We start from the raw sequence: 22,578 nt of genomic DNA on the forward strand, positions 1-22,578 counted from the left end.
CTGCCGAATAATTAGAAAATAAAAAAGTAGCATAGAATAGAATCAAAAAAAAACCGAACATCTCTGCTCGGTTTATATCAATTTATAAGAATTTTCTGAATTACACTTCGACAAGCTCAGTGTAAAGATTCAGCATAAATTATTTTTTATTTACAACTTTAATGTACTTATCTAAAGCCATTGTCATAGAAGGTGTTTCTGGAGAAGGTGCAACAATATCACACTTTAAACCGGCTGCTGTAACTGCTGCAACAGTAGAGTTTCCAAAAGCAGCAATTCTTGTTTCCTTTTGCTCAAAGTTTGGAAAATTCTTGAATAACGATTCTATTCCTGAAGGGCTAAAAAATACAAGCACATCATAAACCACATTTTCTAAATCTGATAAATCACTTACAACAGTTTTATACAAATCTGCTCTTGTCCAAGTAACTTCAATTTTATTTAATTCTTCTGGAATTAATGATTTTAATTTATCCGAAGAAGGTAGTAAGAATTTTTCTGATTTATGCTTTTTAATCAACTTAATTAACTCAGGAAAAGTTCTAAGACCAACATAAATTTTACGTTTTCTATAAACAACATACTTTTGTAAGTAATAAGCTACAGCTTCAGATTGACAGAAATATTTCATATCATCTGGCACTTTAAAACGCATTTCTTCAGCAATTCTAAAGAAATGATCTACAGCATTTCTACTCGTCAAAATTATTGCTGTAAAATTATTTAAATCTATTTTCTGACTTCTAACTTCCTTTACTTCAATACCTTCAACATGAATAAAAGATCTAAAATCAATCTTTACTTTTTGTTTGTCAGACAAATCAAAATAAGGTGAAGTTTCTGTCTTTGGTGGTGGTTGTGATACTAGAATAGTTTTCACTTTCATAAGCTTTCGTTTTGTATTTAAAATATCAATTTAAACAGTATAAATAGGGGTGCTATTTCGAAGGCGCAAAGATACAATATAAAATAAAACAACTCACTAAAAATCAGCTTTTTGTTATTTACAACGTGTGCTACAAAACGTATGAAGAATAAGATAGCAGTTAAATAGAATAAAAAAGAGGCATTAAGCTGAGAGTATTCAACCAAAATAACCCCTCCAAAAAGCAAAAAAGTGATTGCATATAAGTAACTAGTTTTTGAAACTAAAAAAAAATGAACTCCCTTATTTATTAAGAATAAACTAGAAAATAAATATTCTAAAATCCATTTAACTAAAAAATAAATTAAAACTAATGAAAAAATAGCAAAAAAAGAATAAAAACCTTCTTCCCTATTATTTACATTTTCTCTAATGAAAAAATATAAAATTAGAGATAAAACAGTTACAGAAAAGGTAAAAATTAAAATATAAAATCCTTTAAAAATCATTCTGTTTTCATCTGTTTCAATCTCTACAAAACCCTTATTAAACAAAGCAGAAACGTAGCCTTTTAGTTTTATTGAGTCTATTCCTTTTAATAAAAAAACAATAGCCAGAAGCAAAACCAAAAGAAGGGTAATAAAATTATTTTCTATAACTATTTTTTCTAGTGCCTGCACTTTTTTGTTTTAGTAATATTAACACAAAATTAGTAATTAAATAATGTATATTTGTCTTCTTACTACATGAAAATTTATTTATGTCTGACACGCTAGTTATTATCCCTACCTATAACGAAAAGGAAAACATTGAGGCGATTATTAGAGCTACATTTAATCAAGAAAAAAAATTTAATATTTTAATTGTTGATGACAACTCTCCTGATGGAACTTCTGAAATTGTAACCAAACTAATTACTGAATATCCAAATAAGCTTTTTTTAGAAAAAAGGCTAGGAAAAAGCGGATTAGGAACTGCATATATTCATGGTTTTAAATGGGCAATTGATAAAAAATACGATTACATTATAGAAATGGATGCCGATTTTTCTCATAACCCTAAAGATTTAATTCGCTTATACAACGCTTGTCATAAAGATAGTGCGGATGTATCTGTTGGTTCTAGATATGTAGAAAATAAAGTGAATGTTGTAAATTGGGATATAAAAAGATTATTACTTTCTTATTTTGCATCTAAATATGTGCGTTTTATTACAAGAATACCTGTTTTTGATACAACTGCCGGTTTTGTTTGCTACAAGCGTACTGTTTTAGAAACTATTAAATTAGATAAAATAAAATTTGTAGGGTATGCTTTTCAAATTGAAATGAAATTTAAAGCTTGGAAACATAAATTTAAGATAAAAGAAGTTTCTGTTGTGTTTACAGATAGAACTTTAGGAGAATCTAAAATGAGTGGAAACATTGTATCCGAAGCACTTTTTGGAGTAATAAAAATGCGTTTAAACGGATTACCAAAATAAATATAATGAGTGAAATTTCTATAAGACCCTCAAAAATTGAAGATCTAAAAACCTTATTAGAATTTGAACAAGGTGTTATAAAGGCAGAAAGACCTTTAGATCCATTGTTAAAAGAAGGAAAAATCACTTATTATAATATTACAGAATTAATTACTTCAGAAAACATTCAGCTTTTAGTTGCAATGTCTAATAATGAAATTGTTGGATCTGGTTATATAAGATTAGAAAACTCTAATCATTACCAAAAAAACCCACTTCATGGTTATATTGGTTTTATGTTTGTAAAACCTGCTTTTAGAGGACAAAAAATTAGTGCAAAAATTTTAGAATCTTTAAAAAATTGGGGAAAAGAAAAAGAATTAAAAGAATTAAGATTAGATGTTTATAGCAATAATCTATCTGCAATAAAATCTTATAGCCGTTTTGGTTTTAATAACAGTTTGGTAAATATGAAAATGGAAATTTAATTAAAAAAATGACACAATTTACTTTAATAAAAAACGCAAGAATAGTTAATGAAAACAACATTTTTAAAGGTGATGTTCTTATTGAAAATGAAATTATAAAAGAAATTTCTACAGAAATAAATCCACCTGAAAACACAAAAATTATAAACGCAGAAGGAAATTATTTAATTCCTGGTTTTATAGATGATCAAGTGCATTTTAGAGAACCTGGTTTAACACATAAAGCAAATATTGCAACAGAAAGTAAGGCTGCAATTGCTGGTGGAATTACTACTTTTATAGAAATGCCAAACACAGTACCTCAAGCAACTACGCAAGATTTATTAGAAGATAAATTTAAAATTGCTGCAAATGATTCGTACGCAAATTATTCATTTATGTTTGGTGGAACAAATGATAATTTAGAGGAATTGTTAAAAACAGACCCTAAAAAAGTAGCCGGAATTAAATTGTTTTTAGGTTCTTCTACAGGAAATATGTTGGTTGATGATGAAGCTATCTTAGAGAAAATTTTCTCTTCAACAAAAATGATTATTTCTGTACATTGTGAAGACGAGGCAACGATCAGAAAAAATACAGAAAAATTTAAAGCTGAGTTTGGAGATGATATTCCTGTTAAATATCATCCAATTATTAGAAGTGAAGAAGCCTGTTATTTATCCTCTTCAAAAGCAATCGCTTTAGCTAAAAAGACAGGTGCAAGATTGCATATTTTTCATGTTTCAACCGCAAAAGAGACAGCACTTTTTAGAAATGATATCCCTTTAGAGGAAAAACAAATTACTGCAGAAGTTTGTATTCATCATCTATGGTTTTCAGATAAAGATTATGACGAAAAAGGAATGCTAATAAAATGGAACCCTGCTGTAAAAACCGAAAAAGACAGACTAGGTTTGTGGGAAGCTTTGTTAGATGACAGGATTGATGTACTTGCAACAGATCATGCTCCTCATAGAATTGAAGAAAAAGACAATGTATATGCAAAAGCGCCAAGTGGTGGGCCATTAGTACAACATGCTGTTACAGCAATTTTAGAAAAAGTAAAAGAAGGCGTTATTTCTATTGAAAAAGCGGTAGAAAAAATGAGCCATAATCCTGCAAAATTATTTCAAATTGAAAAAAGAGGTTTTATAAAAGAAGGTTTTTATGCAGATTTGGTTTTGATAAATCCAAACAAATCTTGGACTGTTTCTAAAGACAATATTTTATATAAATGTGGTTGGTCTCCTTTTGAAGGAACAACATTTTCATCTACAATAACACATACTTTTGTAAACGGGAATTTAATGTATAATGAAGGTGTTTTTAACGAAGAAATTAAAGGTAAAAGACTAACTTTTAATAGGTAATTATGAATAAAAGCTTATACCTAATACTTTTAATTTTCTTGTTTTCTTGTACAAGTAACACCATTTTTGAAAAACCAAAAGATCTCATTCCTAAAGACAGTATGAGTCTTTTAATTCAGGAAATGATGATTGCTTCTTCTGCTAAACATATAAAAAACATAAACCAACAAAAGAATATTAATTATATGCCTTTTGTCAGTGAAAGGTACAAGATTGATAGTTTACGTTTTCAGAAAAGTAATCTTTATTATATGTCTAAAATAGATCTATATGAAGAAATTCTTACAGATGCCAAAACATCTCTTCAAAGTAGAAAAGATCTTTTTTCTAAATTAAAAACAGCATTAGATTCTATTAGAAAAGATTCTATCAGTAATATAGGAAAGAAAGAAAGGCTTTTAATTTCTCATAAAAAAGACGCAATAGAGAATTTAACAAATATGATATTTCCTAAAATAGATACTTTAAATAAAAAATTATTGATAGATACAGTAAGTGAAAAACCTAATTTTTAAGGTAATTATTGGAAGTTCTCTTTATTGATTTTTCTATTGATTCAAACTCAAAATTAAGTAGTTTTTTAATTTTTTCTGATGAATATTTAGAAACACTATGTGCAGATCTTGCAGAGTATTTACTCAACAAAGGGGGGGTGCCAGAAATAGCTGACAAGAAACTAGAAATTCGCCAAAAAATAGAAGTCTGCCAAGGTTTTATACTTTTACTTGGTCTTTTTTTACCAAAACCATCCGCAATTAAAAAGAAAACTTCTTTAAAAGATTTGTTTTCTGAAACTAAAATAAAACGTTCGTTTTTAACTTCTGAATTCATTAATAAAATCATAGATGCTACCACATCTTTTACACCTACAAAACCGGTAATTCCTTCTGTAAAATACTTAAATCCATTATAAATTTGGGAAAATAATTTTCCTGAACCAGAATTCCAAAAACCACTTCCTAAAATTACTCCAGGATTTACAATAACAACCTTAACTCCTTCTTGGCTAGCACGCCAAATTTCCATTTCTGCACCAAATTTTGTAATTGAATAACCACTGTTATCTTTTTGACTATTCCACTCATTTTCTTCTGTAACTATATTGCCATTTAGAGAATCGCCAATAGCAGCAATTGAACCTACAAAACATAGTTTTTTTACTTTGGCATCAATAGCTAAATTAACAACAATTGCAGTTCCATGAATATTTACTTTACGCATTTCTCTATAATCTTTTGGATTAAAAGAAATTAAAGCAGCACAATGATATACTTTATCTACCTCTAAAAAAGCAGGAATCATTGAAGGAACTTCTGTAATATCTGCTTTAAACCATTCAATTTTAGAGAACAGTTTTTCATCATCTGTATATAAAGAAAACACGTTTTTAACGCTTTCTATTTTATTTTCTGAACGATAAATAGCACGCACTTTTTTATCACTTGCAATTAAATGATACAATAGATGTGCGCCTACTAAACCTGTTCCTCCGGTTACTAAAATCATGTAAAAATCAATTTATAAAAAGAGAATTTTTCTATTTTTATTTCAAAAGTACTAAAATTTAAAAGGGTAAAATTCATCCTATCTAAAAATTAGATTTTTTCATTGATAAATGTATCTTTGTTGCCTGATTAATTTTATGGAAATGACAAACTTTGTTGAAGAATTACGTTGGCGTGGATTATTACATGATATCATGCCAGATACAGAAGAATATTTATTAAAAAACAAAACAGCTGGTTATATTGGCTTTGATCCTACTGCAGATTCTTTGCATATTGGTAGTTTGGTACAAATATTCATTTTAAAACATTTTCAAAACGCAGGCCATAATCCCATTGCTTTAATTGGTGGCGCAACAGGAATGGTTGGAGACCCTTCTGGTAAATCTGCAGAAAGAAATTTGTTAGATGAAGCTACATTAGAAAAAAATATTGCGGGAGTTAGAGAAAATTTAGAGCGTTTTTTAGATTTTGATGCAACCGCAGAAAATAAAGCTGAATTAGTAAACAATTACGATTGGATGAAAGATATTTCTTTAATCGATTTTGTTAGAGATACCGGAAAACATATTACTGTAAATTACATGATGTCTAAAGATTCTGTAAAGAAACGTTTAGGCTCTGAATCTTCCGTTGGAATGAGTTTTACAGAGTTTACCTACCAATTATTTCAAGGATACGATTTTTATCACCTGTACAAAGAGAAGAATTGTAAATTACAAATGGGTGGTTCAGACCAATGGGGAAATATTACAACGGGTACAGAATTAATACGTAGAAAAGCACAAGGAAAAGCGTACGCTATTACAGTTCCTTTGGTTACAAAGGCAGATGGAACAAAATTTGGTAAAACGGAAGGTGGTAATATTTGGTTAAATGCAGACAGAACTTCACCTTACAAATTTTATCAATATTGGTTAAATTCTTCAGATGAAGATGCAGAAAACTTCATTAAAAAATTTACTTTTTTAGATAAAGAAACTATAGAAAATTTAATTGTAGAGCACAAAGAAAATCCGCATTTACGTTTATTACAAAAAAAGCTTGGAGAAGAAGTAACCATAATAACACATGGTAAAGAAGCGTATGAAAATGCTTTAAAAGCTTCTAATATTTTATTTGGAAAATCTACTGCTTCTGATTTAAAATCTTTAGACGAACAAACGTTTTTAGATGTTTTTGATGGTGTGCCACAAGCAACTGTTTCTAAAGAAGATGTAGAAAATGGTTTGGATATGATTGGTGCTTTATCTGCTAAAACGAACTTTCTAAATTCTAATGGTGATGCTAGAAGAGCGTTAAAAGAGAACGCAATTTCTGTAAACAAAGAAAAAGTAAAAGAAGATTTTACGATTTCTAAAGAAGATTTAATTGCAAATAAATATGTGTTATTACAGCGTGGTAAAAAAACATATTATTTACTAAAAGTTGAGTAATATTAACTTTATAAAACATAAAAAAGAGCTGAATTACTTCAGCTCTTTTTTTATCATCATTCACAAACTCCCCCAAGTCTGCTTGCCATTAATTTTTAGTTTTTAGTTTTTCCCAATTTATATCTGCTTGTTTTTGTAACTTTTCGGCACCTTCATTTGTCCATATTTCAAGAGTATTTGTTCCCCAAGAATTATAAAATAAATATAATTTTTCGTCCCTTATTTCAAATGTTTTAGGATCGATAGAAACTTTTTCTCCATTTTTACCAATTGCAAATGCACAATATCCTCCATATTGAGGAATAAATTTCTCTGGCGAATTTTTAAATTTCTCTAAATGTTCTTTAGATGAAAACTTAAATTTTACTCCTTCAAAAATTGCTATAAATTTCTTGTCTCCTTTTTCTGCTTTGTTATTAAAGTACGCTACAACATCATAACCTTCTGCTACAAAACCTGTTTTTGTATTGTAATCTGTTTTTTGGGCAAAAGAGGTGAAAGAAACTAAAAGGAAAAAAAAGATAACTAAATTTTTCATCGAGTATGGTTTTTCAATTTGTCGATGAATTTTTTAGAACATTACAATAAAACCTCAGTAAGGTGTTTAATTCATTTTTAGTAATGTTCCACTAAAAAAAATGAAAATATGTTTAAAAAAGAATCAAGTTAACAAACTATTTTTTTTCTGCCAAGACTTTTTTCAAATACTCATTTTGCTTTTCTAACAGTTCATTTGTTTTGTTCATCAACTCAATGTTTTTAGGTGTAACAATCGTTTTGTTTTTAGGGTCCTCTGCTTTTTTCTTTATAGAATTCATTATTTTTACCACAATAAAAACAGTAAAAGCAATAACTAAAAAATCGATTCCTGCACCCACTAATTTACCATAACCAATTGCAATTTCTTCTGGTTTAGTAACTCCGTCAATAACAATAGCTTCTCTTAAAATAAACTTTTTATTTTCCCAATTTGTACCATTTGTTAAAAAAGATAATGGAGGCATTAAAACCTCTTTTACAAGTACATTTACTACTTTATTAAATGCTGCACCAATGATAACACCAATAGCAATATCTATCATGTTTCCTTTTACAGCAAATTCTTTAAACTCTTGAAACAATTTTATTTTCATACTTTTTTTATAACACCATTAAGTTACAACCTCTAATATCTGAACTATCAAAACGTCCAATAATTTCAAACGTTTGGTTTTTATAAACTTTTCCTAAATCTTGGGTTGCAATAAAAGAACACGAATTGTAATTTGCTAAATCAATAACATTAATTCCTCCGTTTTTTCCTTTTGCTTGAATTGTTAATGCATCTTCTGTGTCTCTTGTAAGAATTTTCATCCAAGGAGGGCAATTAAAGACGCCGTTTCCTTTAGAATATCCTTGACTTAACAATTCTGTCATCCCATATTCTGAGTGAATTTCATCAACTCCAAAACCTTTTTTTAAGGTATTGTGTAGTTCTTCTCTAACTAACTCTTTTCTTCTTCCTTTCATTCCACCAGTTTCCATAATTATGGTATTTTTAAGGTTGAATTGTTGCTGCTCAATTAAATCTAACAAAGCAAAAGAAACGCCAATAAGTAACACTTTTTGTCCTTTTTGGTTCAATTCTATCAGCTTTTTAGCTAATTCTTCTAAGTTGTTTAGATAAAATCCGCTTTCTATATTTTTAGATTTTATAATTAAATCATCAACCATAAAAACCAAAGAAGAACCTTTACGCTCTATATAATTTGGTAATAAAGCTAAAACTACATACCCTTCTATGTTTCCATAAAAGTGTAAAAACCCTTTTAAATAACTTTCTTTATAAAGGTTGATGTCTGTTACAAAATGCTTGCTTGTTATGCTACCTGTTGTTCCAGAACTTGTAAATATTTCTTCAACTTTATCTAAAGAAGACAGCACTTTTTTTGTCTTAAAAAACTGTATTGGTAAAAACGGAATTTCTTCAATCGTTTTTACATCTGATGGATGAACATATAACAAATCACAAAAAGAACGATACACTTTATTATTTTTAAACTGATATTTAAAAACTTCTAGCGCTACGTTTGTAAAATCTTCTTCGCTTTGTATATTAAAAATGGATTCTTTCATAAGCTTTTGCAAAAATAACATTATTACACACAACCTTTTTATTCTTTTTGCATCTTATAAGAAAAGGTATAATTTATGAAACATGTTTTTTAGTTTTTAATATTCTCTTCCTTATTCCTTGTAATGAAACGAAAGAAGTAATTGCTACAAAAATAATCCACTATAAAATTTTATTTAAACACCGTTAATCTATTATAGTTAACCTTTTAACGACATATTTTGTTCTTTTATCGAAGTATTAAATCAGACTTATAACAATTATTTAATTTTGCTTTACTTTTTTTAAATATAAAATTTTTAATAAAAAGTTAGTTTTGAAGAAAAATAAAAATGATTTATTTAAAAACGACCTACAGAACTTTAAGCGGAACAAAAGAAGTCATTGAAATTCCTAAAAAGACATTCACTCAATGGATAATCTATCAAGATAACAAACCTAAATTTTATGTAGATTTTTACGATTTAGAAAAAGAATCTAACTCAATGATGAATAGTTTAGTTTTGTGTACCAATAGAACAATAGAAGAGGCTTTAATTCTTATCAACAAAAAAAATAACATCAATTTATCTGTTCCAAAAATATCTAAATTAGGTTTAAAGATGAAATTAAAATCTGAATTTATAGAATTAGATTTACAACCAATTCCATTAAAATGGTTAGGCTATTCTTTGTAAATTTTTACAAGTAATTCCCCTTTATCATTCATTGAAGCTCTATACATTCCTGCAGTATTAAACTCAAAAGACATATTTCCGTTTTTGTCTAAAGCAACAACACCGCCAGTTCCACCAAGTTTTGTTAGTTTATTCTGAATTACATCTGATGTAGCTTCTTTTAACGTTTTTTGTTGATATTCCATTTGTGCAGAAATATCATATGCTATCTGGCCTCTAATAAAATATTCGCCCCAACCAGTAGAAGAAACTCCGCAAGTTTTATTGTTGGCATACGTACCAGAGCCAATAATTGGTGCATCGCCAATTCTACCCCAACGTTTGTTAGTCATTCCACCGGTTGAAGTTCCTGCTGCAATATTTCCATTTTTATCTAAAGCCACGCAACCCACAGTTCCGAATTTTGCGTTTTTAATATCTGAATCATAAAAAACTGCTGTTTTAGCATCATAATCTAATTCCGTTTTTTCTTTTTCCTTTATTCTTTGAAGTGACTGAAATCGTCTTTCTGTATAAAAATAGCTTGGATCTACAATTTCTAACCCTTTTTCTTTGGCAAATATTGATGCTCCTTTTCCTGAAAGCATTACATGATCTGAATCTGTCATAATCGTTATTGCTAATTCTATTGGGCTTTTAACATTCATTACCCCTGCAACTGCACCAGCATTTAAGGTTTTTCCATCCATAAAAGATGCATCTAACTCATTGGTTTCTTCATGTGTAAAAACAGCACCTTTTCCAGCATTGAACAATGGTGATTCTTCCATAATTTGAATTGTTTTCATTACTGCTTCTTGGCTTGTTCCTCCTTTTTTTAAGATTGTATGACCAACTTTGATAGCTTCTTCTAACTTTTCTTTGTATTCAGTTTCTTTTTTATCAGACATATTTTTCTTTAAAATAGTTCCTGCGCCTCCATGAATTATAATTGCAAATTCATTTACTTTCTCTGTCTTCTCTTTCTCTGGTGATGATTTATCCGTTCTACATCCGAATAAAATTATTAAAAGTGATACAATAAAAGGTACTTTTCTCATAAGTTGAATGTTTTATATTAAACAAATAACAATGTATTTGTTTAATATACATATGTCTGAAATTATTCGTAAATTCGTTTTTCGAAGTTAAACAACTAAAACGTAACTGCAAAATGACAGATTTTGGAATTAAAGAAGCCTTACAACAATTAGGTGTAAAAGACATAAATAACGGAACTTCTACTGGTTCTGATAATTTTTCTAACGGAGAAATAATTGAAAGTTACTCTCCTGTTGATGGAAAATTAATTGGAAAAGTAAAAGCGACAACAAAAGAGGATTATGAAAAGGTAATGGAAACAGCTGGTAAAGCTTTCTTATCTTTCAGAGATATGCCTGCTCCACAAAGAGGAGAGATTGTACGCCAGTTTGGCAACAAATTAAGAGAATTAAAGGAGCCTTTAGGAAAATTAATTTCTTATGAAATGGGTAAATCTTTACAAGAAGGCTATGGTGAGGTTCAAGAGATGATAGACATCTGTGATTTTGCTGTTGGTTTATCAAGACAATTAAACGGACAAACCATGCCATCTGAGCGCCCTGGACACGTAATGAGAGAGCAATGGCACCCAATTGGTGTTGTTGGTATTATATCTGCATTTAACTTTCCGGTAGCTGTTTGGGCTTGGAATACTTCTTTAGCTTGGATCTGTGGTGATGTGTGTGTTTGGAAAGGTTCTGAAAAAGTACCTTTATGCTCTATTGCTTGTCAAAACATTATTGCTGGTGTTTTAAAAGAGAATAATTTACCAGAAGGTATTTCTTCTATTATAAATGGAGATTACAATGTTGGTGAAATGATGTCGAATGATACCAGAATGCCGTTATTATCTGCAACTGGCTCTACAAGAATGGGAAGAATTGTTGGTGCAACTGTTGCCAAACGTTTTGGAAAATCTTTATTAGAATTAGGAGGAAATAATGCAATTATTATTACACCTACTGCAGAATTAAAAGTTGTAGTTCCTGGTGCTGTATTTGGTGCTGTTGGAACTTGTGGACAACGTTGTACTTCTACAAGAAGATTAATTATTCACGAATCTGTTTACGATAAAGTAAGAGATGCAATAGTAGGTGCTTACAAACAATTAACAATCGGAAATCCTTTGGATGAAACAAATCATATCGGACCGTTAATTGATCATGATTCTGTAAACACCTATTTAGCTGCTATTGAAAAAGCAAAAGCTGAAGGTGGAAACATGTTAGTTGAAGGTGGTGTTTTAAAAGGTGAAGGTTACGAATCTGGTTGCTATGTAAAACCTGCAATTATTGAGGCTGAAAACCATTTTGACATTGTGCAGCATGAAACTTTTGCGCCTATTTTATATTTAATGAAATATTCTGGTGGAGTAGAAAATGCAATCGTACAACAAAATGGCGTTGCACAAGGTTTATCTTCTGCAATTATGACCAATGAGTTGAAAGAGGCTGAGAAATTTTTATCTTATACTGGTTCAGATTGTGGTATCGCAAACGTAAATATTGGTACTTCTGGTGCTGAAATTGGTGGTGCTTTTGGTGGTGAAAAAGAAACTGGTGGTGGACGTGAATCTGGATCTGATGCTTGGAAAGTGTATATGAGAAGACAAACAAATACTGTAAATTATTCAGATGAATTGCCGCTAGCTCAAGGAATTAAATTTGATCTTTAAAATTATTTAAACTTTTTAATAAAATAGAAAAACCCAACATTAAATGTTGGGTTTTTTATGAAATAGAATCTCTTATAATATTAAAAAAAAGACAGCTATTATGTAATTTCTAAAACTTCAATATCAAAAATTAAATCCATACCTGCTAAAGGATGGTTTCCATCAATAACAATAGTTTCTTCTTTAACTTCAACAACCTTCAAGTTCATTTCCTGTCCATCTGGAGTTTTAGAAACAAGTCCCATTCCAACTTCTGGAGCCATATCTTGTGGAAGTTCAGATTTATTTACTTCTTGAATTAAATCTTGATTGACTTCTCCGTAAGCTTCGTCTTTAGTAATTGTAATGGTTTTCTTTTCGTTTAATTTCATGTCAATCAACGCTTTTTCAAAACCAGGAAATACCTGTCCTTGTCCTAGTGTAAATTGCATCGGTTCTTTTCCTTCAGACGTATCAAAAACCTGTCCGTCTATTAGCTTACCTGTATAATTTACTTTAACTGTGTTGTTCTCTGCAACTTGACTCATACGATGTTATTTAATTTTAAAAATATTCTTTGCATAATTCTTACACATCAAATATTTTAATTTTTACTTATAGCATACAATCCGCGAAAATCAAGCCAAAACCCTATAAAACTAGAATAAAAAGCTATAAACTCATAAACTCATGATCTTAAAAGCATAAAATTAGTCTTGTATCCCTTTGATCGCAGTAAAACCTAACTTTTTGAACAAAAATTAAAATATTCTTATAAAAAACAATTGAATCAGCAAATATGTCAGTTAAAGTATAAATTTTTTGTCAAGTATGTAATAACGTTTAGTCAATAGTTAATTTAGCTCTTTAAAAGAATACAAAATTACAGCTTGATTTAAAACCCTATTTTTCGACAAATGGTTAGAAGTAGATCTTCTTGCCATTTTAAATAAAGCGTTTTCTAAATTAGGAGTCTAAAAATCGCTACAAATACGTTAAACGAATCACTTAATTATAATTCACCTTTCTAAAAAACAATGAGTTTAATGCTAATTCCTTAAAATTAAAAGATCAAATTCTTTAGACAATAAGTTGATTAGTACTATTATTAAAGTTGTAAGTTATTAAAATGAATACTATTTAAGTCTAATCTAGACGTATCTACACTCAACTGTAGTATATTGCATTTATAAACTATTATTATGAAATTAAACTTATTATCTTGTGATACTCAAAGACCAGATAGAAGAGTAATTGCCAAATGTATTGCAGAGATTTCAGCTAACATTAATGAATCTATGTCAAACGAACTTACAGAAATTCTCTTAGAAGGAGACGCTGTAGATATCGAAATAGAGGATAAAAACGCTGGTTCTGCTTTAAGAGCCTTGCGAAAATTAAGCATTGACTACGAAATTATAGAATAATTGGTTTCTAAATTAGATTTTATTTAATTTTTGGTTTCTCAGAAAAATCGACTTATCATTATAAATAAACAAAACACTTAATTATAATTCATTTTTCTAACAACCCTCATTGCTTCTTTGTATTTGATATAGGTAGTTTTATCTTCTAAATTCTTTAAGAAATTTTTTGCTTTTTTTAGTTGTTCTGGTGCATCTATAAAGCCATGTAAAAAGCAAATAAGACAGTCTGTTGGTAAGCTTAAAATAGCATCATGTTCTATTACAGAGAGTGCAATGTCACCTACAATTTTCTTTATAATAGATTTACAGTTTTCGTAAATACGGGATATAATATGTATATCTAATTTTGGGGGAATAAATAAAAACTCTTTTACAATATCGTGCTGTCCGTTTGCTTTAAAATTGATGATTGTTTTTTCTAAAGGATAATGAGTTTCATTTTTATCTATACCCAATAAAATATATTCTGTTATGATAAATGACTTGTTATTATAACTAATTTGCACATCGTCTAAAGACGAAAAAAATAGCCTTACTTGTTCGTTAATTAATTCAATATCTACTCTTGTAAAAAATTCTTCTCCGTTAATAATTTTCTTTTCTCCAGCCCAACAGAGCACAAATTGCTCATTAAAAACTTTGTATTGTGGGTTGTATTCTGATTTGTGATTATTAATAAAATCGAAAACTCCATCGAGGGTTAATTCAATATTATTACGTGCATTTTTTTCAATAGCTTCAACGGTTTCTTTGTTGGTATTTCTAAGTTCAAAATTACCATAAGAAGGCATAGAATTGCTTCCTCTTCTATAAAAAATGGTTTCTTTTCTATATTTCCAAGCATTTTTTAAAAGAGAAGTAACTTTATTATTCGGATAAATAGTAACCAAACCAACAACTTTATACCTTGGTAGGGTTGGAAAAGGAACATTGTCATATTCAATCTTTGGTGGATTTTTTAAATACGCATTTATCAAATTCTGAATCTTACTATCATCAAAAAAATCGACACCAATAATTTTATTTTCTTCGTCTTCAACTCCATTTACAATGTAAGAATTGTTTTCTGGGTTTGAATTTGAAAGTGCACAGATATGTTTTAAAAACTTTGCTTTTCCTTCCTTTGTGCTAAAGGATAATTTTTGCTTCTTATCATAAAAACTATTCTCATCATTATGAGAAAGTAAATTTTTGATAAGTAAGCGTTTATTAATCATATCTAATTAACTTCTTTTCCAATACTTGCTTCTAATAATAAAAACCAATCTTGGTTTTCTAAATCTATTTCTAGCGCTTTATTTGCGTTTAAAATTCGTTCTCTATTTGTGGTTCCAATAACGGGTGCTATTTTAGAAGGATGCTTTAAAATCCAAGCTAATAAAAGAACATCTTCAGTTGTATTATACTTTACTGTTAGTGTTTTTAAAACTACTTTTATTCTTGAAGTTTGCTCATTTTCTTCTCTAAAAACACTTCCTAAAGGGCTCCAACACATTGGTTGTATGTTTTTTTGTAGTAATTGATCTAAAGAGCCATTACTCATAGCAGTATTTTCTGTTAAAGAAAACTGAATCTGATTTACACAAATTGGAACTTTATCCGCAATTAAATCAACTTGGGAGGGTGTGAAATTTGATACTCCAAAATTGATGATTTTTCCACTTTCTTTTAATTCTGAAACTGCTTCTGCTATTTCATTAGGTTGCATTAACGGACTTGGTCTGTGTAATAAAAAAGTATCTAAATAATCTGTTTTTAAGTTTTTTAAAGATTGATTTGCGCTTTCAATAATATACTTTTTATCATATTGATACTGTTTTACCGCATTGTTTCTAGTTCCTCCTACTAATTGAATTCCGCATTTAGAAATCAATTGGATGTTTTCGCGTTGAATTCTACTTTCTAAAAAACCTTTTCCAAATCCTGCTTCTGTTGTATAATCTCCATAAATATCTGCATGATCAAAAGCCGAATTTCCATTTTCTAAACAGAATTGAATCATTTCTGCTTGTTCTTTGGTAGAAAACTGTTTGCCCCAATTTCCCCAAGACATACATCCTATTATTATTTTTGATTGTATTTTCATTTACGCTTTATTCATTATTGTTGCACTTGCTTGTGCGGTTGGATACACTACTAAATCTTCAATATTTACGTGATAAGGTCTAGAAATTACAAAGTAAATAATGTCTGCAATATCTTCTGCTTGTAAAGCCTTATAACCTGCATAAACAGCTTTTGCTTTTTTGGTGTCACCTTTAAAACGAACCTCTGAAAACGCTGTTTCTACAGCTCCAGGGTGAATAGCAGCAACACGAATGTTATGTTTGTTTAAATCTATTCTCATCGCTTTATTTAAAGCGTCTACAGCGTGTTTAGAAGCGCAATATACATTTCCGTTAGGATAGACTTCTTTTGCTGCTATAGAGCCAATATTTACTATAAAACCTTTGTTTCTTTCTGTCATTTGAGGAATGATTGCTTTAGAAACATAGAGTAACCCTTTTACGTTAATATCTATCATTGCATCCCAATCATCAACATCACCATCTTGAATGGTTGATAAACCATGTGCATTACCTGCATTGTTAATTAGAATATTTATTTGTTTAAAATTTTCTGGAATAGAATTAATAGCAGCTTCAACTTCAGTTCTTTTAGAAACATCAAACTGTAAAGTGGTAACTTCTGTAAGTTTACTTAATTCATTTTTAAGTTCTTTTAATCGTTCAGTTCTTCGTCCACAGAGAATTAATCTAATCTTATTTTTTGCAAAAATTTCTGCTGTTGCTTTTCCAATTCCTGAAGTTGCTCCAGTAATAAATGCTGTTTGTTTCATCCTTTTTTATGTATGATAAAATTATCATTAAAAATAAAAAATCTAAGAACACCAAACTAGTAAGTTTCTATAGTTTTTTCATGAATTATGAACAAAGAAAAACCGCTCTACCTCTAGAGCGGTTTCCTTTTAATTGACTATTAAAAATAGTCAACCAAAAATCAACTAACCAAACTTTATTTTAAATTTCTTCTAACCTTTCTATTTCTTTCTATTTTAGTACGTTTTCTGTTGTTATTCCTTACAGCAGGTTTTGGAGTTTTTGATGTTTTTTCACCTTTTAAATATTGTATAAACCCTCTACCTGAAAAATCGTACGTTGTTTCTGAACTTACATGATACAATCTAATTGTTCTATCATTGATAACGTTTAATTCAAATTCTTCAATATCTCCTCCATCATAATTAAGTGTTAAGATTTTTAGGTCTTCATAATCTATTACATCATACACTTCATAGCCACCAACATAACTCCAATTAATAAAATCAATATCTGTGCCAAAACCATCTTGAGAACTATAAAATGTTGTTATATTTTCTGGTGTAAATGCTAAATAGTTTTCATCATCAAATGCATTTGGAGTTCCTCCTTCAGTTGCTGTTTTTTCCCAAGCAACATACTCTTGTAAAAAATATTCTATGTTTTCATAAAACAACTTATCATAATCAAATTGATTTCTTTGATAGCCAACTAAATAATAATTTACATTATTTCTATAATTGTATAACCTAATTTCATTGGCTGAAATCTCAAAAACTTCAAAATCGTTTGCACCATCTAAATCATGATCTGTTTCTAATAAACCATTATATGTATTGTAGGTTCCAACATCTATTCCTAAACCATTTCCTGTAATACCAATATCTGCAATATTATTATTTGCATATAATGTTCCGTTTAAAAACGAAAGTGTAAATGCTTTAGAAACATAAGGGATATCTACATTTCCTGTAGTTCTGTGATAATCTACATACCATAAATCATACCCAGAAACGATTTCTTCTAATGAAATCTGATTATTGTCCTCAAAAGAATCTTGATAAATTGTAGAACATGAACTTAATAAAGCTCCTGTAAAAATAATTGTGAAAAGTAATTTTAAAGATTTCATAAGCTTGCCTTTTATGGTTATGCTTATGTAATTTCAAAATGTGTGCCAAAAATAAAACCCATTCAAATTTGAATGAGTTTTACACTAATTACTAATAAGTTATTGTTTTTTATTTGCTCTTGGAAAAAACACAGGTTTCGTTTTTTCTATATTTTCAATTTTAAAATATTTAATTTTATAACCTACTTTATAACTAATAATAGCTTGGTTTTCTTTTAATTCGAAAGGAAAATCATTTACATCTGGCGGTGTATTTTTCATTTCTTTAGTAACATCTGCATCTAAAATAAGATCTCTATTTTGTCTCTTTGATGTATTAAAATGTCCTATTAAAAGCATTTTACTTCCAGCAGTATTAATTTCCACTTTGGTTGATTTATTTCGAAAAAATAGTGAATCAAAAATGATACTTGAATTTTCTTTCAAGGCTATTTCTACTTTAGTTCCACGAACTCCTGGTTGCCCTCCAACCCAATTATTATAAGATGCTTTTTCAATTTTAAAAGGAGGATTCTTTTCTACTTTTATGCTTCCACATTGTGTAAAGCTAAATAGGATAGCAATTATTGATATCAATTTCATTGTCTTCATTTTTTTGTGATTAATGAATAAGTTTCAAGCGCTATGCTAAGATATAAAAAAAGCACAAACTAGTTTTTTTGTATTGATCAAGTATATAAAAATAAAAAAGCGAACCAAATTGGTTCGCTTTTTTAAATATAAAATTTGCTTGTCTTATTTTTAATAATTAACTTTTTAAAGCTTCTGCTCCACCAACAATTTCTAAAATTTCATTAGTAATTGCCGCTTGACGCGCTTTATTATACGTTAATAATAAATCATCTCTAAGATCTGTTGCGTTGTCTGTTGCTTTGTGCATTGCAGTCATACGTGCTCCGTGTTCTGAAGCAAAACTATCTCTAATAGATTTGTATAATTGAGTTTTTAAAGACTTCGGTATTAATGCTAAAACTATCTCTTCTTTAGAAGGCTCAAAAATATAATCAGATTTCACTGCAGATGCATCTCCACCTTCAATAGGTTTGATTGGCAAAAATTGTTCTACTTGAGGTATTTGAGTAGCAGCATTTTTAAATTGATTGTAAACAATTTCAATTTTATCATAGCTACCATCAGTATACATAGCCATTAATTTTTCTGCTATTTCTGCAACATTATCAAAAGTTAAATCGTCAAATATGTCGTTTTGTCTTTCAATAATAGTAAACTGCTTTGATAATGTATCTGCTCCTTTTTTACCAATTGTAAATAATTCTACAGTTGCATTAGAATATTTTTCTTCAATAGTTTTTACAACTTGTTTTGTAATAGAAGAATTAAAACCACCACATAAACCTCTATTAGAAGTAATTGCAACTATTAAAACTTTAGAAACTTCTCTTTGCGTAGAATACGTTCCTCCAGCATCACTATCTAAAGTTGCGCTTAAATTCTGCAACAATTCAGTTAGTTTAGATGAATAAGGTCTCATTGCAGTAATTGCATCTTGCGCTTTTTTCAACTTTGCAGCAGATACCATTTTCATGGCAGATGTTATCTGCATTGTTGAACCAATTGAGGTGATTCTATTACGTATTTCTTTTAAGTTTGCCATCTACTTTAGTATTGGTAATTATAGCTTTAAGTCTACAATTAGATTATTTTGCAAAATGACTTGAAATCTCTTTAGCTGCTGCTGTTAAAGTAGCAATTACTTCCTCTGTTAATTTACCAGATTTTAAAGTATCTAAAGTATCTCTATGCTTTGCATTTAAATAATCGATATAATCTCTTTCGAATTTCTTTACTTGTTTTACAGGTACGTCTCTTAACAAGTTTTTAGATCCTGCATAAATAATTGCAATTTGATCTTCTACTGGATAAGGGTCATTTTGAGCTTGCTTTAAAATTTCAACGTTACGTTGTCCTTTAGAAATTACATTCATTGTAGCTGCATCTAAATCAGATCCAAACTTAGCAAATGCCTCTAATTCACGGTACGCTGCTTGATCTAATTTTAAAGTACCAGATACTTTTTTCATAGATTTAATCTGTGCATTACCTCCAACACGAGATACAGAAATACCTACGTTAATTGCTGGTCTTACACCTGAGTTAAATAAATCTCCATCTAAGAAAATTTGTCCATCTGTAATAGAAATTACATTTGTTGGAATATATGCTGATACATCTCCTGCTTGCGTTTCAATAATTGGCAATGCAGTTAAAGAACCTCCACCTTTTACAATTCCTTTTAAAGAATCTGGTAAATCGTTCATTTCACTTGCAATTTTGTCATCATTAATAACTTTTGCAGCACGTTCTAATAACCTAGAGTGTAAGTAAAATACATCACCAGGATACGCCTCACGTCCTGGAGGTCTTCTTAATAATAAAGAAATCTCACGGTAAGCAACTGCTTGTTTTGATAAATCATCAAAAATAATTAAAGCAGGTCTTCCAGAATCTCTAAAATATTCTCCAATTGCAGCTCCAGCAAATGGTGCATACACTTGCATTGCTGCAGGATCTGATGCATTTGCTGCTACAATTGTAGTATACTGCATTGCTCCTTTTTCTTCTAACATGTTTGCAATAGATGCAACTGTAGAAGCTTTTTGACCAATAGCAACATAAATACAAAATACTGGCTCTCCAGCTTCAAAAAATTCTTTTTGATTTAAAATAGTATCTAAAGCAACTGTAGATTTACCTGTTTGACGGTCTCCAATGATTAACTCACGTTGACCTCTACCAACAGGAATCATTGCATCAATAGATTTAATACCAGTTTGTAATGGTTCCGTTACTGGCTCTCTATAAATAACACCCGGAGCTCTACGCTCTAAAGGCATTTCATAAGTTTTACCAGAAATTGGTCCTTTACCATCAATTGGATTCCCTAAAGTATCCACAACACGTCCTACTACGCCTTCACCTGCTCTTAATGAAGCAATACGCTCAGTACGTTTTACAGTAGAACCTTCTCTAATTGAAGTAGAAGCTCCTAATAATACAACACCTACGTTATCTTCTTCTAAGTTTAATACGATACCTTCTAATCCGTTTTCGAATTCAACTAGTTCACCATATTGAACATTAGAAAGACCGTAAACACGAGCAATACCATCTCCTACTTGTAAAACAGTTCCTACTTCATTTAAGGTAGCTTTCGCTTCAAAATTAGTTAACTGTTGTTTTAAAATTGCTGATACTTCAGCTGGTTTAATACTTGCCATCTTGTATAATTTGATGTATTATTAAATTTTTGGAATATAATGACTGTTGTCAAATTCCTTTTTCAATTCATTTAAATAATTAGAGATACTTGCATCATATTGCACATCTCCAACACGTAAAATAAATCCACCTAAAATAGCTGGGTTAATTACGTTTTCTAAATTTGCTTTCTTTCCTGTTAAGGATACAATTTTAGCTACTATTTGCTTTTCTATATCTGCAGTTAAAGGTACAACTGTAGTAACTTTAGCTACTTGCATATGCTTATCAAAATCATAAATGATTACATATTGTTTTGCTATAGATGCTAGCATTGCTATTCTTTTATTATCTAGTAATAAATGAAACAAACCAAGCGTAATATTGTTTACTTTTCCTTTAAATATAGCGTTTAAAACGTTTATCTTATCAGAAGACTTAACAATAGGACTTCTTAACATTACTTCAAATTCATCATTTTCAGAAATTGTAGTAGAAATAAATAACATATCGTCATTTACTGCAGTTTCTTCTTTAGAATCTTTAGCAAGATTTAAAATTGCTTTTGCATAACGTAATGCTGCTCTTGCGTCTTTCATGGTTTGCTTAATTTAAAGTAACCTCTTTTAAGATTCCTTCAACTAATTCTAGTTGATCTTTCTTATTAGACAATTCTTTTCTAATTACTGATTCTGCAATACTTATAGATAATTCTGCAACGTTCTTTTTGATTTCTGCTAAAGCTGCTTGTTTCTCTTGTTGAATAGATGCTTGCGCATTTTCAATCAATTTTGTAGTAACTTCTTTTGCATCTTCTTTTGCTTCAGCAATCATATTATCTCTAATATCTCTTGCGTCTTTCATCATTGCATCTCTTTCTGCTCTTGCTTCCTTTATCAAATTTGCATTATCTGCTTGTAAATTCTGCATTTCTTTACGTGCATTTTCTGCAGCTTCTAAAGCATTTTCAATTCCAGATTCTCTTTCTTCCAAAGAAGTTAAAATTGGTTTCCATGCAAATTTTACCATTAAAGCAATTAGTGCTAATAATAAGATCAACGAAACTACAAATAACCCTGGTGAAAAATCGTTTAATAAAGTTTCCATTCTATAAACTAGTTAATATATTTTATTCTTAAATGTTTAATTTTAAAACATGTTCTGTAACCAACCGTTACAGAAACATGTTTTTTGTTTTTTGCTTGGATTATTTTCCTAAGAATAATGCTCCAAATGCTAAACCTTCTAATAATGCAGCGATAATAATCATTGCTGTTTGAATTTTTCCTGTCGCTTCTGGTTGACGAGCAATTCCTTCCATTGCTTTACCACCAATTTGACCTAGACCAATTCCTGCTCCGATTACGATTAATCCTGCTCCAATTAAATTGTACATAATAATTGTATTTATA

The 22,578-nt window shown here is 29.6% G+C and carries 26 protein-coding genes; 8 read left to right on the forward strand and 18 right to left on the reverse strand.

The window, feature by feature from the left end; translation table 11 throughout:
- Positions 1–139 precede the first annotated feature (139 nt).
- Complete coding sequence (locus BTO04_RS09735; RefSeq protein ID WP_087564311.1) at positions 140–886, reverse strand: uroporphyrinogen-III synthase; 747 nt, start codon at positions 884–886, stop codon at positions 140–142.
- Between the two features lie 17 nt (positions 887–903).
- Complete coding sequence (locus tag BTO04_RS15750; RefSeq protein ID WP_087564312.1) at positions 904–1,545, reverse strand: DUF4271 domain-containing protein; 642 nt, start codon at positions 1,543–1,545, stop codon at positions 904–906.
- Between the two features lie 80 nt (positions 1,546–1,625).
- On the opposite strand from BTO04_RS15750, the gene BTO04_RS09745 reads away from it, so the two are divergent.
- Genes BTO04_RS09745 through BTO04_RS09760 form a run of 4 tightly spaced genes read left to right on the forward strand, consistent with a single transcriptional unit; the run spans position 1,626 to position 4,679 of the window.
- Positions 1,626–2,348 (forward strand): polyprenol monophosphomannose synthase, encoded by a 723-nt coding sequence (locus tag BTO04_RS09745; protein WP_087564313.1) that lies wholly within the window; start codon positions 1,626–1,628, stop codon positions 2,346–2,348.
- 5 nt (positions 2,349–2,353) lie between these two features.
- Positions 2,354–2,815, forward strand: a complete 462-nt coding sequence (locus BTO04_RS09750) for a GNAT family N-acetyltransferase (RefSeq protein WP_087564314.1) — start codon at positions 2,354–2,356, stop codon at positions 2,813–2,815.
- Positions 2,816–2,823: 8 nt separating this feature from the next.
- Complete coding sequence (locus tag BTO04_RS09755; RefSeq protein WP_087564315.1) at positions 2,824–4,164, forward strand: dihydroorotase; 1,341 nt, start codon at positions 2,824–2,826, stop codon at positions 4,162–4,164.
- 2 nt (positions 4,165–4,166) lie between these two features.
- Positions 4,167–4,679 carry a DUF4296 domain-containing protein gene (locus tag BTO04_RS09760; RefSeq protein WP_087564316.1) on the forward strand — a complete coding sequence of 171 codons (513 nt, stop codon included), beginning with the start codon at positions 4,167–4,169 and terminating at the stop codon, positions 4,677–4,679.
- On the opposite strand, the gene BTO04_RS09765 is transcribed toward BTO04_RS09760, so the two are convergent.
- A complete protein-coding gene (locus BTO04_RS09765; protein WP_087564317.1) occupies positions 4,669–5,670 on the reverse strand; it encodes an SDR family oxidoreductase in 1,002 nt (333 codons plus the stop codon). The two genes, BTO04_RS09760 and BTO04_RS09765, sit on opposite strands and share 11 nt — an antisense overlap.
- A 142-nt stretch (positions 5,671–5,812) precedes the next feature.
- Between BTO04_RS09765 and tyrS the strand changes: the two genes are divergently transcribed.
- On the forward strand, positions 5,813–7,105 hold the full coding sequence (tyrS, locus tag BTO04_RS09770) for a tyrosine--tRNA ligase (RefSeq protein ID WP_087565382.1): 1,293 nt from the start codon (positions 5,813–5,815) through the stop codon (positions 7,103–7,105).
- Positions 7,106–7,193: 88 nt separating this feature from the next.
- On the opposite strand, the gene BTO04_RS09775 is transcribed toward tyrS, so the two are convergent.
- From BTO04_RS09775 to BTO04_RS09785, 3 genes are all read right to left on the reverse strand, one after another.
- Entirely contained in the window at positions 7,194–7,643 is a 450-nt protein-coding gene (locus BTO04_RS09775; protein WP_087564318.1) for a YHS domain-containing (seleno)protein, read from the reverse strand.
- Between the two features lie 136 nt (positions 7,644–7,779).
- Positions 7,780–8,238 (reverse strand): large conductance mechanosensitive channel protein MscL, encoded by a 459-nt coding sequence (gene mscL, locus BTO04_RS09780; protein ID WP_087564319.1) that lies wholly within the window; start codon positions 8,236–8,238, stop codon positions 7,780–7,782.
- Between the two features lie 7 nt (positions 8,239–8,245).
- Entirely contained in the window at positions 8,246–9,220 is a 975-nt protein-coding gene (locus tag BTO04_RS09785) for an acyl transferase (protein ID WP_087564320.1), read from the reverse strand.
- 330 nt (positions 9,221–9,550) lie between these two features.
- Here BTO04_RS09785 and BTO04_RS09790 point away from each other — a divergent pair, with 330 nt between their 5' ends.
- Positions 9,551–9,895 carry a hypothetical protein gene (locus BTO04_RS09790; RefSeq protein ID WP_087564321.1) on the forward strand — a complete coding sequence of 115 codons (345 nt, stop codon included), beginning with the start codon at positions 9,551–9,553 and terminating at the stop codon, positions 9,893–9,895.
- Here the strand turns inward: BTO04_RS09790 and BTO04_RS09795 are convergent.
- Entirely contained in the window at positions 9,883–10,935 is a 1,053-nt protein-coding gene (locus BTO04_RS09795) for an isoaspartyl peptidase/L-asparaginase family protein (RefSeq protein WP_087564322.1), read from the reverse strand. The two genes, BTO04_RS09790 and BTO04_RS09795, sit on opposite strands and share 13 nt — an antisense overlap.
- Positions 10,936–11,048: 113 nt before the next feature.
- Between BTO04_RS09795 and BTO04_RS09800 the strand changes: the two genes are divergently transcribed.
- Positions 11,049–12,590, forward strand: coding sequence for an aldehyde dehydrogenase family protein (locus BTO04_RS09800; protein ID WP_087564323.1), 1,542 nt, complete (start codon positions 11,049–11,051; stop codon positions 12,588–12,590).
- Between the two features lie 98 nt (positions 12,591–12,688).
- Here BTO04_RS09800 and BTO04_RS09805 read toward each other — a convergent pair whose 3' ends face one another.
- Complete coding sequence (locus BTO04_RS09805; RefSeq protein WP_087564324.1) at positions 12,689–13,117, reverse strand: peptidylprolyl isomerase; 429 nt, start codon at positions 13,115–13,117, stop codon at positions 12,689–12,691.
- 654 nt (positions 13,118–13,771) lie between these two features.
- On the opposite strand from BTO04_RS09805, the gene BTO04_RS09810 reads away from it, so the two are divergent.
- Complete coding sequence (locus tag BTO04_RS09810; RefSeq protein ID WP_087564325.1) at positions 13,772–13,996, forward strand: hypothetical protein; 225 nt, start codon at positions 13,772–13,774, stop codon at positions 13,994–13,996.
- Positions 13,997–14,073: 77 nt separating this feature from the next.
- Here BTO04_RS09810 and BTO04_RS09815 read toward each other — a convergent pair whose 3' ends face one another.
- The 10 genes from BTO04_RS09815 to atpE form a co-directional block, all read right to left on the reverse strand.
- Positions 14,074–15,213 (reverse strand): ATP-binding protein, encoded by a 1,140-nt coding sequence (locus BTO04_RS09815; RefSeq protein ID WP_087564326.1) that lies wholly within the window; start codon positions 15,211–15,213, stop codon positions 14,074–14,076.
- A gap of 2 nt (positions 15,214–15,215) precedes the next feature.
- Positions 15,216–16,082, reverse strand: coding sequence for an aldo/keto reductase family oxidoreductase (locus BTO04_RS09820; RefSeq protein WP_087564327.1), 867 nt, complete (start codon positions 16,080–16,082; stop codon positions 15,216–15,218).
- Positions 16,083–16,835, reverse strand: coding sequence for an SDR family NAD(P)-dependent oxidoreductase (locus BTO04_RS09825; protein ID WP_087564328.1), 753 nt, complete (start codon positions 16,833–16,835; stop codon positions 16,083–16,085). It abuts the gene before it with no gap.
- A gap of 176 nt (positions 16,836–17,011) precedes the next feature.
- The gene (locus BTO04_RS09830; RefSeq protein WP_087564329.1) at positions 17,012–17,947 is read right to left on the reverse strand and encodes a hypothetical protein; all 936 of its coding nucleotides are present in this window, start codon (positions 17,945–17,947) and stop codon (positions 17,012–17,014) included.
- A 99-nt stretch (positions 17,948–18,046) separates the two neighbouring features.
- Positions 18,047–18,529 carry a hypothetical protein gene (locus BTO04_RS09835; protein WP_157662452.1) on the reverse strand — a complete coding sequence of 161 codons (483 nt, stop codon included), beginning with the start codon at positions 18,527–18,529 and terminating at the stop codon, positions 18,047–18,049.
- A gap of 166 nt (positions 18,530–18,695) precedes the next feature.
- The gene (gene atpG / locus BTO04_RS09840; protein WP_087564331.1) at positions 18,696–19,562 is read right to left on the reverse strand and encodes an ATP synthase F1 subunit gamma; all 867 of its coding nucleotides are present in this window, start codon (positions 19,560–19,562) and stop codon (positions 18,696–18,698) included.
- Between the two features lie 43 nt (positions 19,563–19,605).
- Complete coding sequence (gene atpA / locus BTO04_RS09845; RefSeq protein WP_087564332.1) at positions 19,606–21,186, reverse strand: F0F1 ATP synthase subunit alpha; 1,581 nt, start codon at positions 21,184–21,186, stop codon at positions 19,606–19,608.
- A 21-nt stretch (positions 21,187–21,207) separates the two neighbouring features.
- Positions 21,208–21,765, reverse strand: a complete 558-nt coding sequence (atpH, locus tag BTO04_RS09850; RefSeq protein WP_087564333.1) for an ATP synthase F1 subunit delta — start codon at positions 21,763–21,765, stop codon at positions 21,208–21,210.
- A gap of 7 nt (positions 21,766–21,772) precedes the next feature.
- On the reverse strand, positions 21,773–22,273 hold the full coding sequence (locus BTO04_RS09855) for a F0F1 ATP synthase subunit B (RefSeq protein WP_087564334.1): 501 nt from the start codon (positions 22,271–22,273) through the stop codon (positions 21,773–21,775).
- A gap of 100 nt (positions 22,274–22,373) precedes the next feature.
- The gene (gene atpE / locus BTO04_RS09860; RefSeq protein ID WP_013993139.1) at positions 22,374–22,562 is read right to left on the reverse strand and encodes an ATP synthase F0 subunit C; all 189 of its coding nucleotides are present in this window, start codon (positions 22,560–22,562) and stop codon (positions 22,374–22,376) included.
- Positions 22,563–22,578 lie beyond the last annotated feature (16 nt).

The sequence above is a fragment of the Polaribacter sp. SA4-10 genome (assembly GCF_002163835.1).
Taxonomy (GTDB): domain Bacteria; phylum Bacteroidota; class Bacteroidia; order Flavobacteriales; family Flavobacteriaceae; genus Polaribacter.

Excerpts from the sequence above, each read along its gene's own strand:
- BTO04_RS09735 (WP_087564311.1), bottom strand. The coding sequence starts at position 886 with ATGAAAGTGAAAACTATTCTAGTATCACAACCACCACCAAAGACAGAA.
- BTO04_RS09745 (WP_087564313.1), top strand. The coding sequence starts at position 1,626 with ATGTCTGACACGCTAGTTATTATCCCTACCTATAACGAAAAGGAAAAC.
- BTO04_RS09750 (WP_087564314.1), top strand. The coding sequence starts at position 2,354 with ATGAGTGAAATTTCTATAAGACCCTCAAAAATTGAAGATCTAAAAACC.
- BTO04_RS09755 (WP_087564315.1), top strand. The coding sequence starts at position 2,824 with ATGACACAATTTACTTTAATAAAAAACGCAAGAATAGTTAATGAAAAC.
- BTO04_RS09760 (WP_087564316.1), top strand. The coding sequence starts at position 4,167 with ATGAATAAAAGCTTATACCTAATACTTTTAATTTTCTTGTTTTCTTGT.
- BTO04_RS09765 (WP_087564317.1), bottom strand. The coding sequence starts at position 5,670 with ATGATTTTAGTAACCGGAGGAACAGGTTTAGTAGGCGCACATCTATTG.
- tyrS (WP_087565382.1), top strand. The coding sequence starts at position 5,813 with ATGACAAACTTTGTTGAAGAATTACGTTGGCGTGGATTATTACATGAT.
- BTO04_RS09775 (WP_087564318.1), bottom strand. The coding sequence starts at position 7,643 with ATGAAAAATTTAGTTATCTTTTTTTTCCTTTTAGTTTCTTTCACCTCT.
- mscL (WP_087564319.1), bottom strand. The coding sequence starts at position 8,238 with ATGAAAATAAAATTGTTTCAAGAGTTTAAAGAATTTGCTGTAAAAGGA.
- BTO04_RS09785 (WP_087564320.1), bottom strand. The coding sequence starts at position 9,220 with ATGAAAGAATCCATTTTTAATATACAAAGCGAAGAAGATTTTACAAAC.
- BTO04_RS09790 (WP_087564321.1), top strand. The coding sequence starts at position 9,551 with ATGATTTATTTAAAAACGACCTACAGAACTTTAAGCGGAACAAAAGAA.
- BTO04_RS09795 (WP_087564322.1), bottom strand. The coding sequence starts at position 10,935 with ATGAGAAAAGTACCTTTTATTGTATCACTTTTAATAATTTTATTCGGA.
- BTO04_RS09800 (WP_087564323.1), top strand. The coding sequence starts at position 11,049 with ATGACAGATTTTGGAATTAAAGAAGCCTTACAACAATTAGGTGTAAAA.
- BTO04_RS09805 (WP_087564324.1), bottom strand. The coding sequence starts at position 13,117 with ATGAGTCAAGTTGCAGAGAACAACACAGTTAAAGTAAATTATACAGGT.
- BTO04_RS09810 (WP_087564325.1), top strand. The coding sequence starts at position 13,772 with ATGAAATTAAACTTATTATCTTGTGATACTCAAAGACCAGATAGAAGA.
- BTO04_RS09815 (WP_087564326.1), bottom strand. The coding sequence starts at position 15,213 with ATGATTAATAAACGCTTACTTATCAAAAATTTACTTTCTCATAATGAT.
- BTO04_RS09820 (WP_087564327.1), bottom strand. The coding sequence starts at position 16,082 with ATGAAAATACAATCAAAAATAATAATAGGATGTATGTCTTGGGGAAAT.
- BTO04_RS09825 (WP_087564328.1), bottom strand. The coding sequence starts at position 16,835 with ATGAAACAAACAGCATTTATTACTGGAGCAACTTCAGGAATTGGAAAA.
- BTO04_RS09830 (WP_087564329.1), bottom strand. The coding sequence starts at position 17,947 with ATGAAATCTTTAAAATTACTTTTCACAATTATTTTTACAGGAGCTTTA.
- BTO04_RS09835 (WP_157662452.1), bottom strand. The coding sequence starts at position 18,529 with ATGAAATTGATATCAATAATTGCTATCCTATTTAGCTTTACACAATGT.
- atpG (WP_087564331.1), bottom strand. The coding sequence starts at position 19,562 with ATGGCAAACTTAAAAGAAATACGTAATAGAATCACCTCAATTGGTTCA.
- atpA (WP_087564332.1), bottom strand. The coding sequence starts at position 21,186 with ATGGCAAGTATTAAACCAGCTGAAGTATCAGCAATTTTAAAACAACAG.
- atpH (WP_087564333.1), bottom strand. The coding sequence starts at position 21,765 with ATGAAAGACGCAAGAGCAGCATTACGTTATGCAAAAGCAATTTTAAAT.
- BTO04_RS09855 (WP_087564334.1), bottom strand. The coding sequence starts at position 22,273 with ATGGAAACTTTATTAAACGATTTTTCACCAGGGTTATTTGTAGTTTCG.
- atpE (WP_013993139.1), bottom strand. The coding sequence starts at position 22,562 with ATGTACAATTTAATTGGAGCAGGATTAATCGTAATCGGAGCAGGAATT.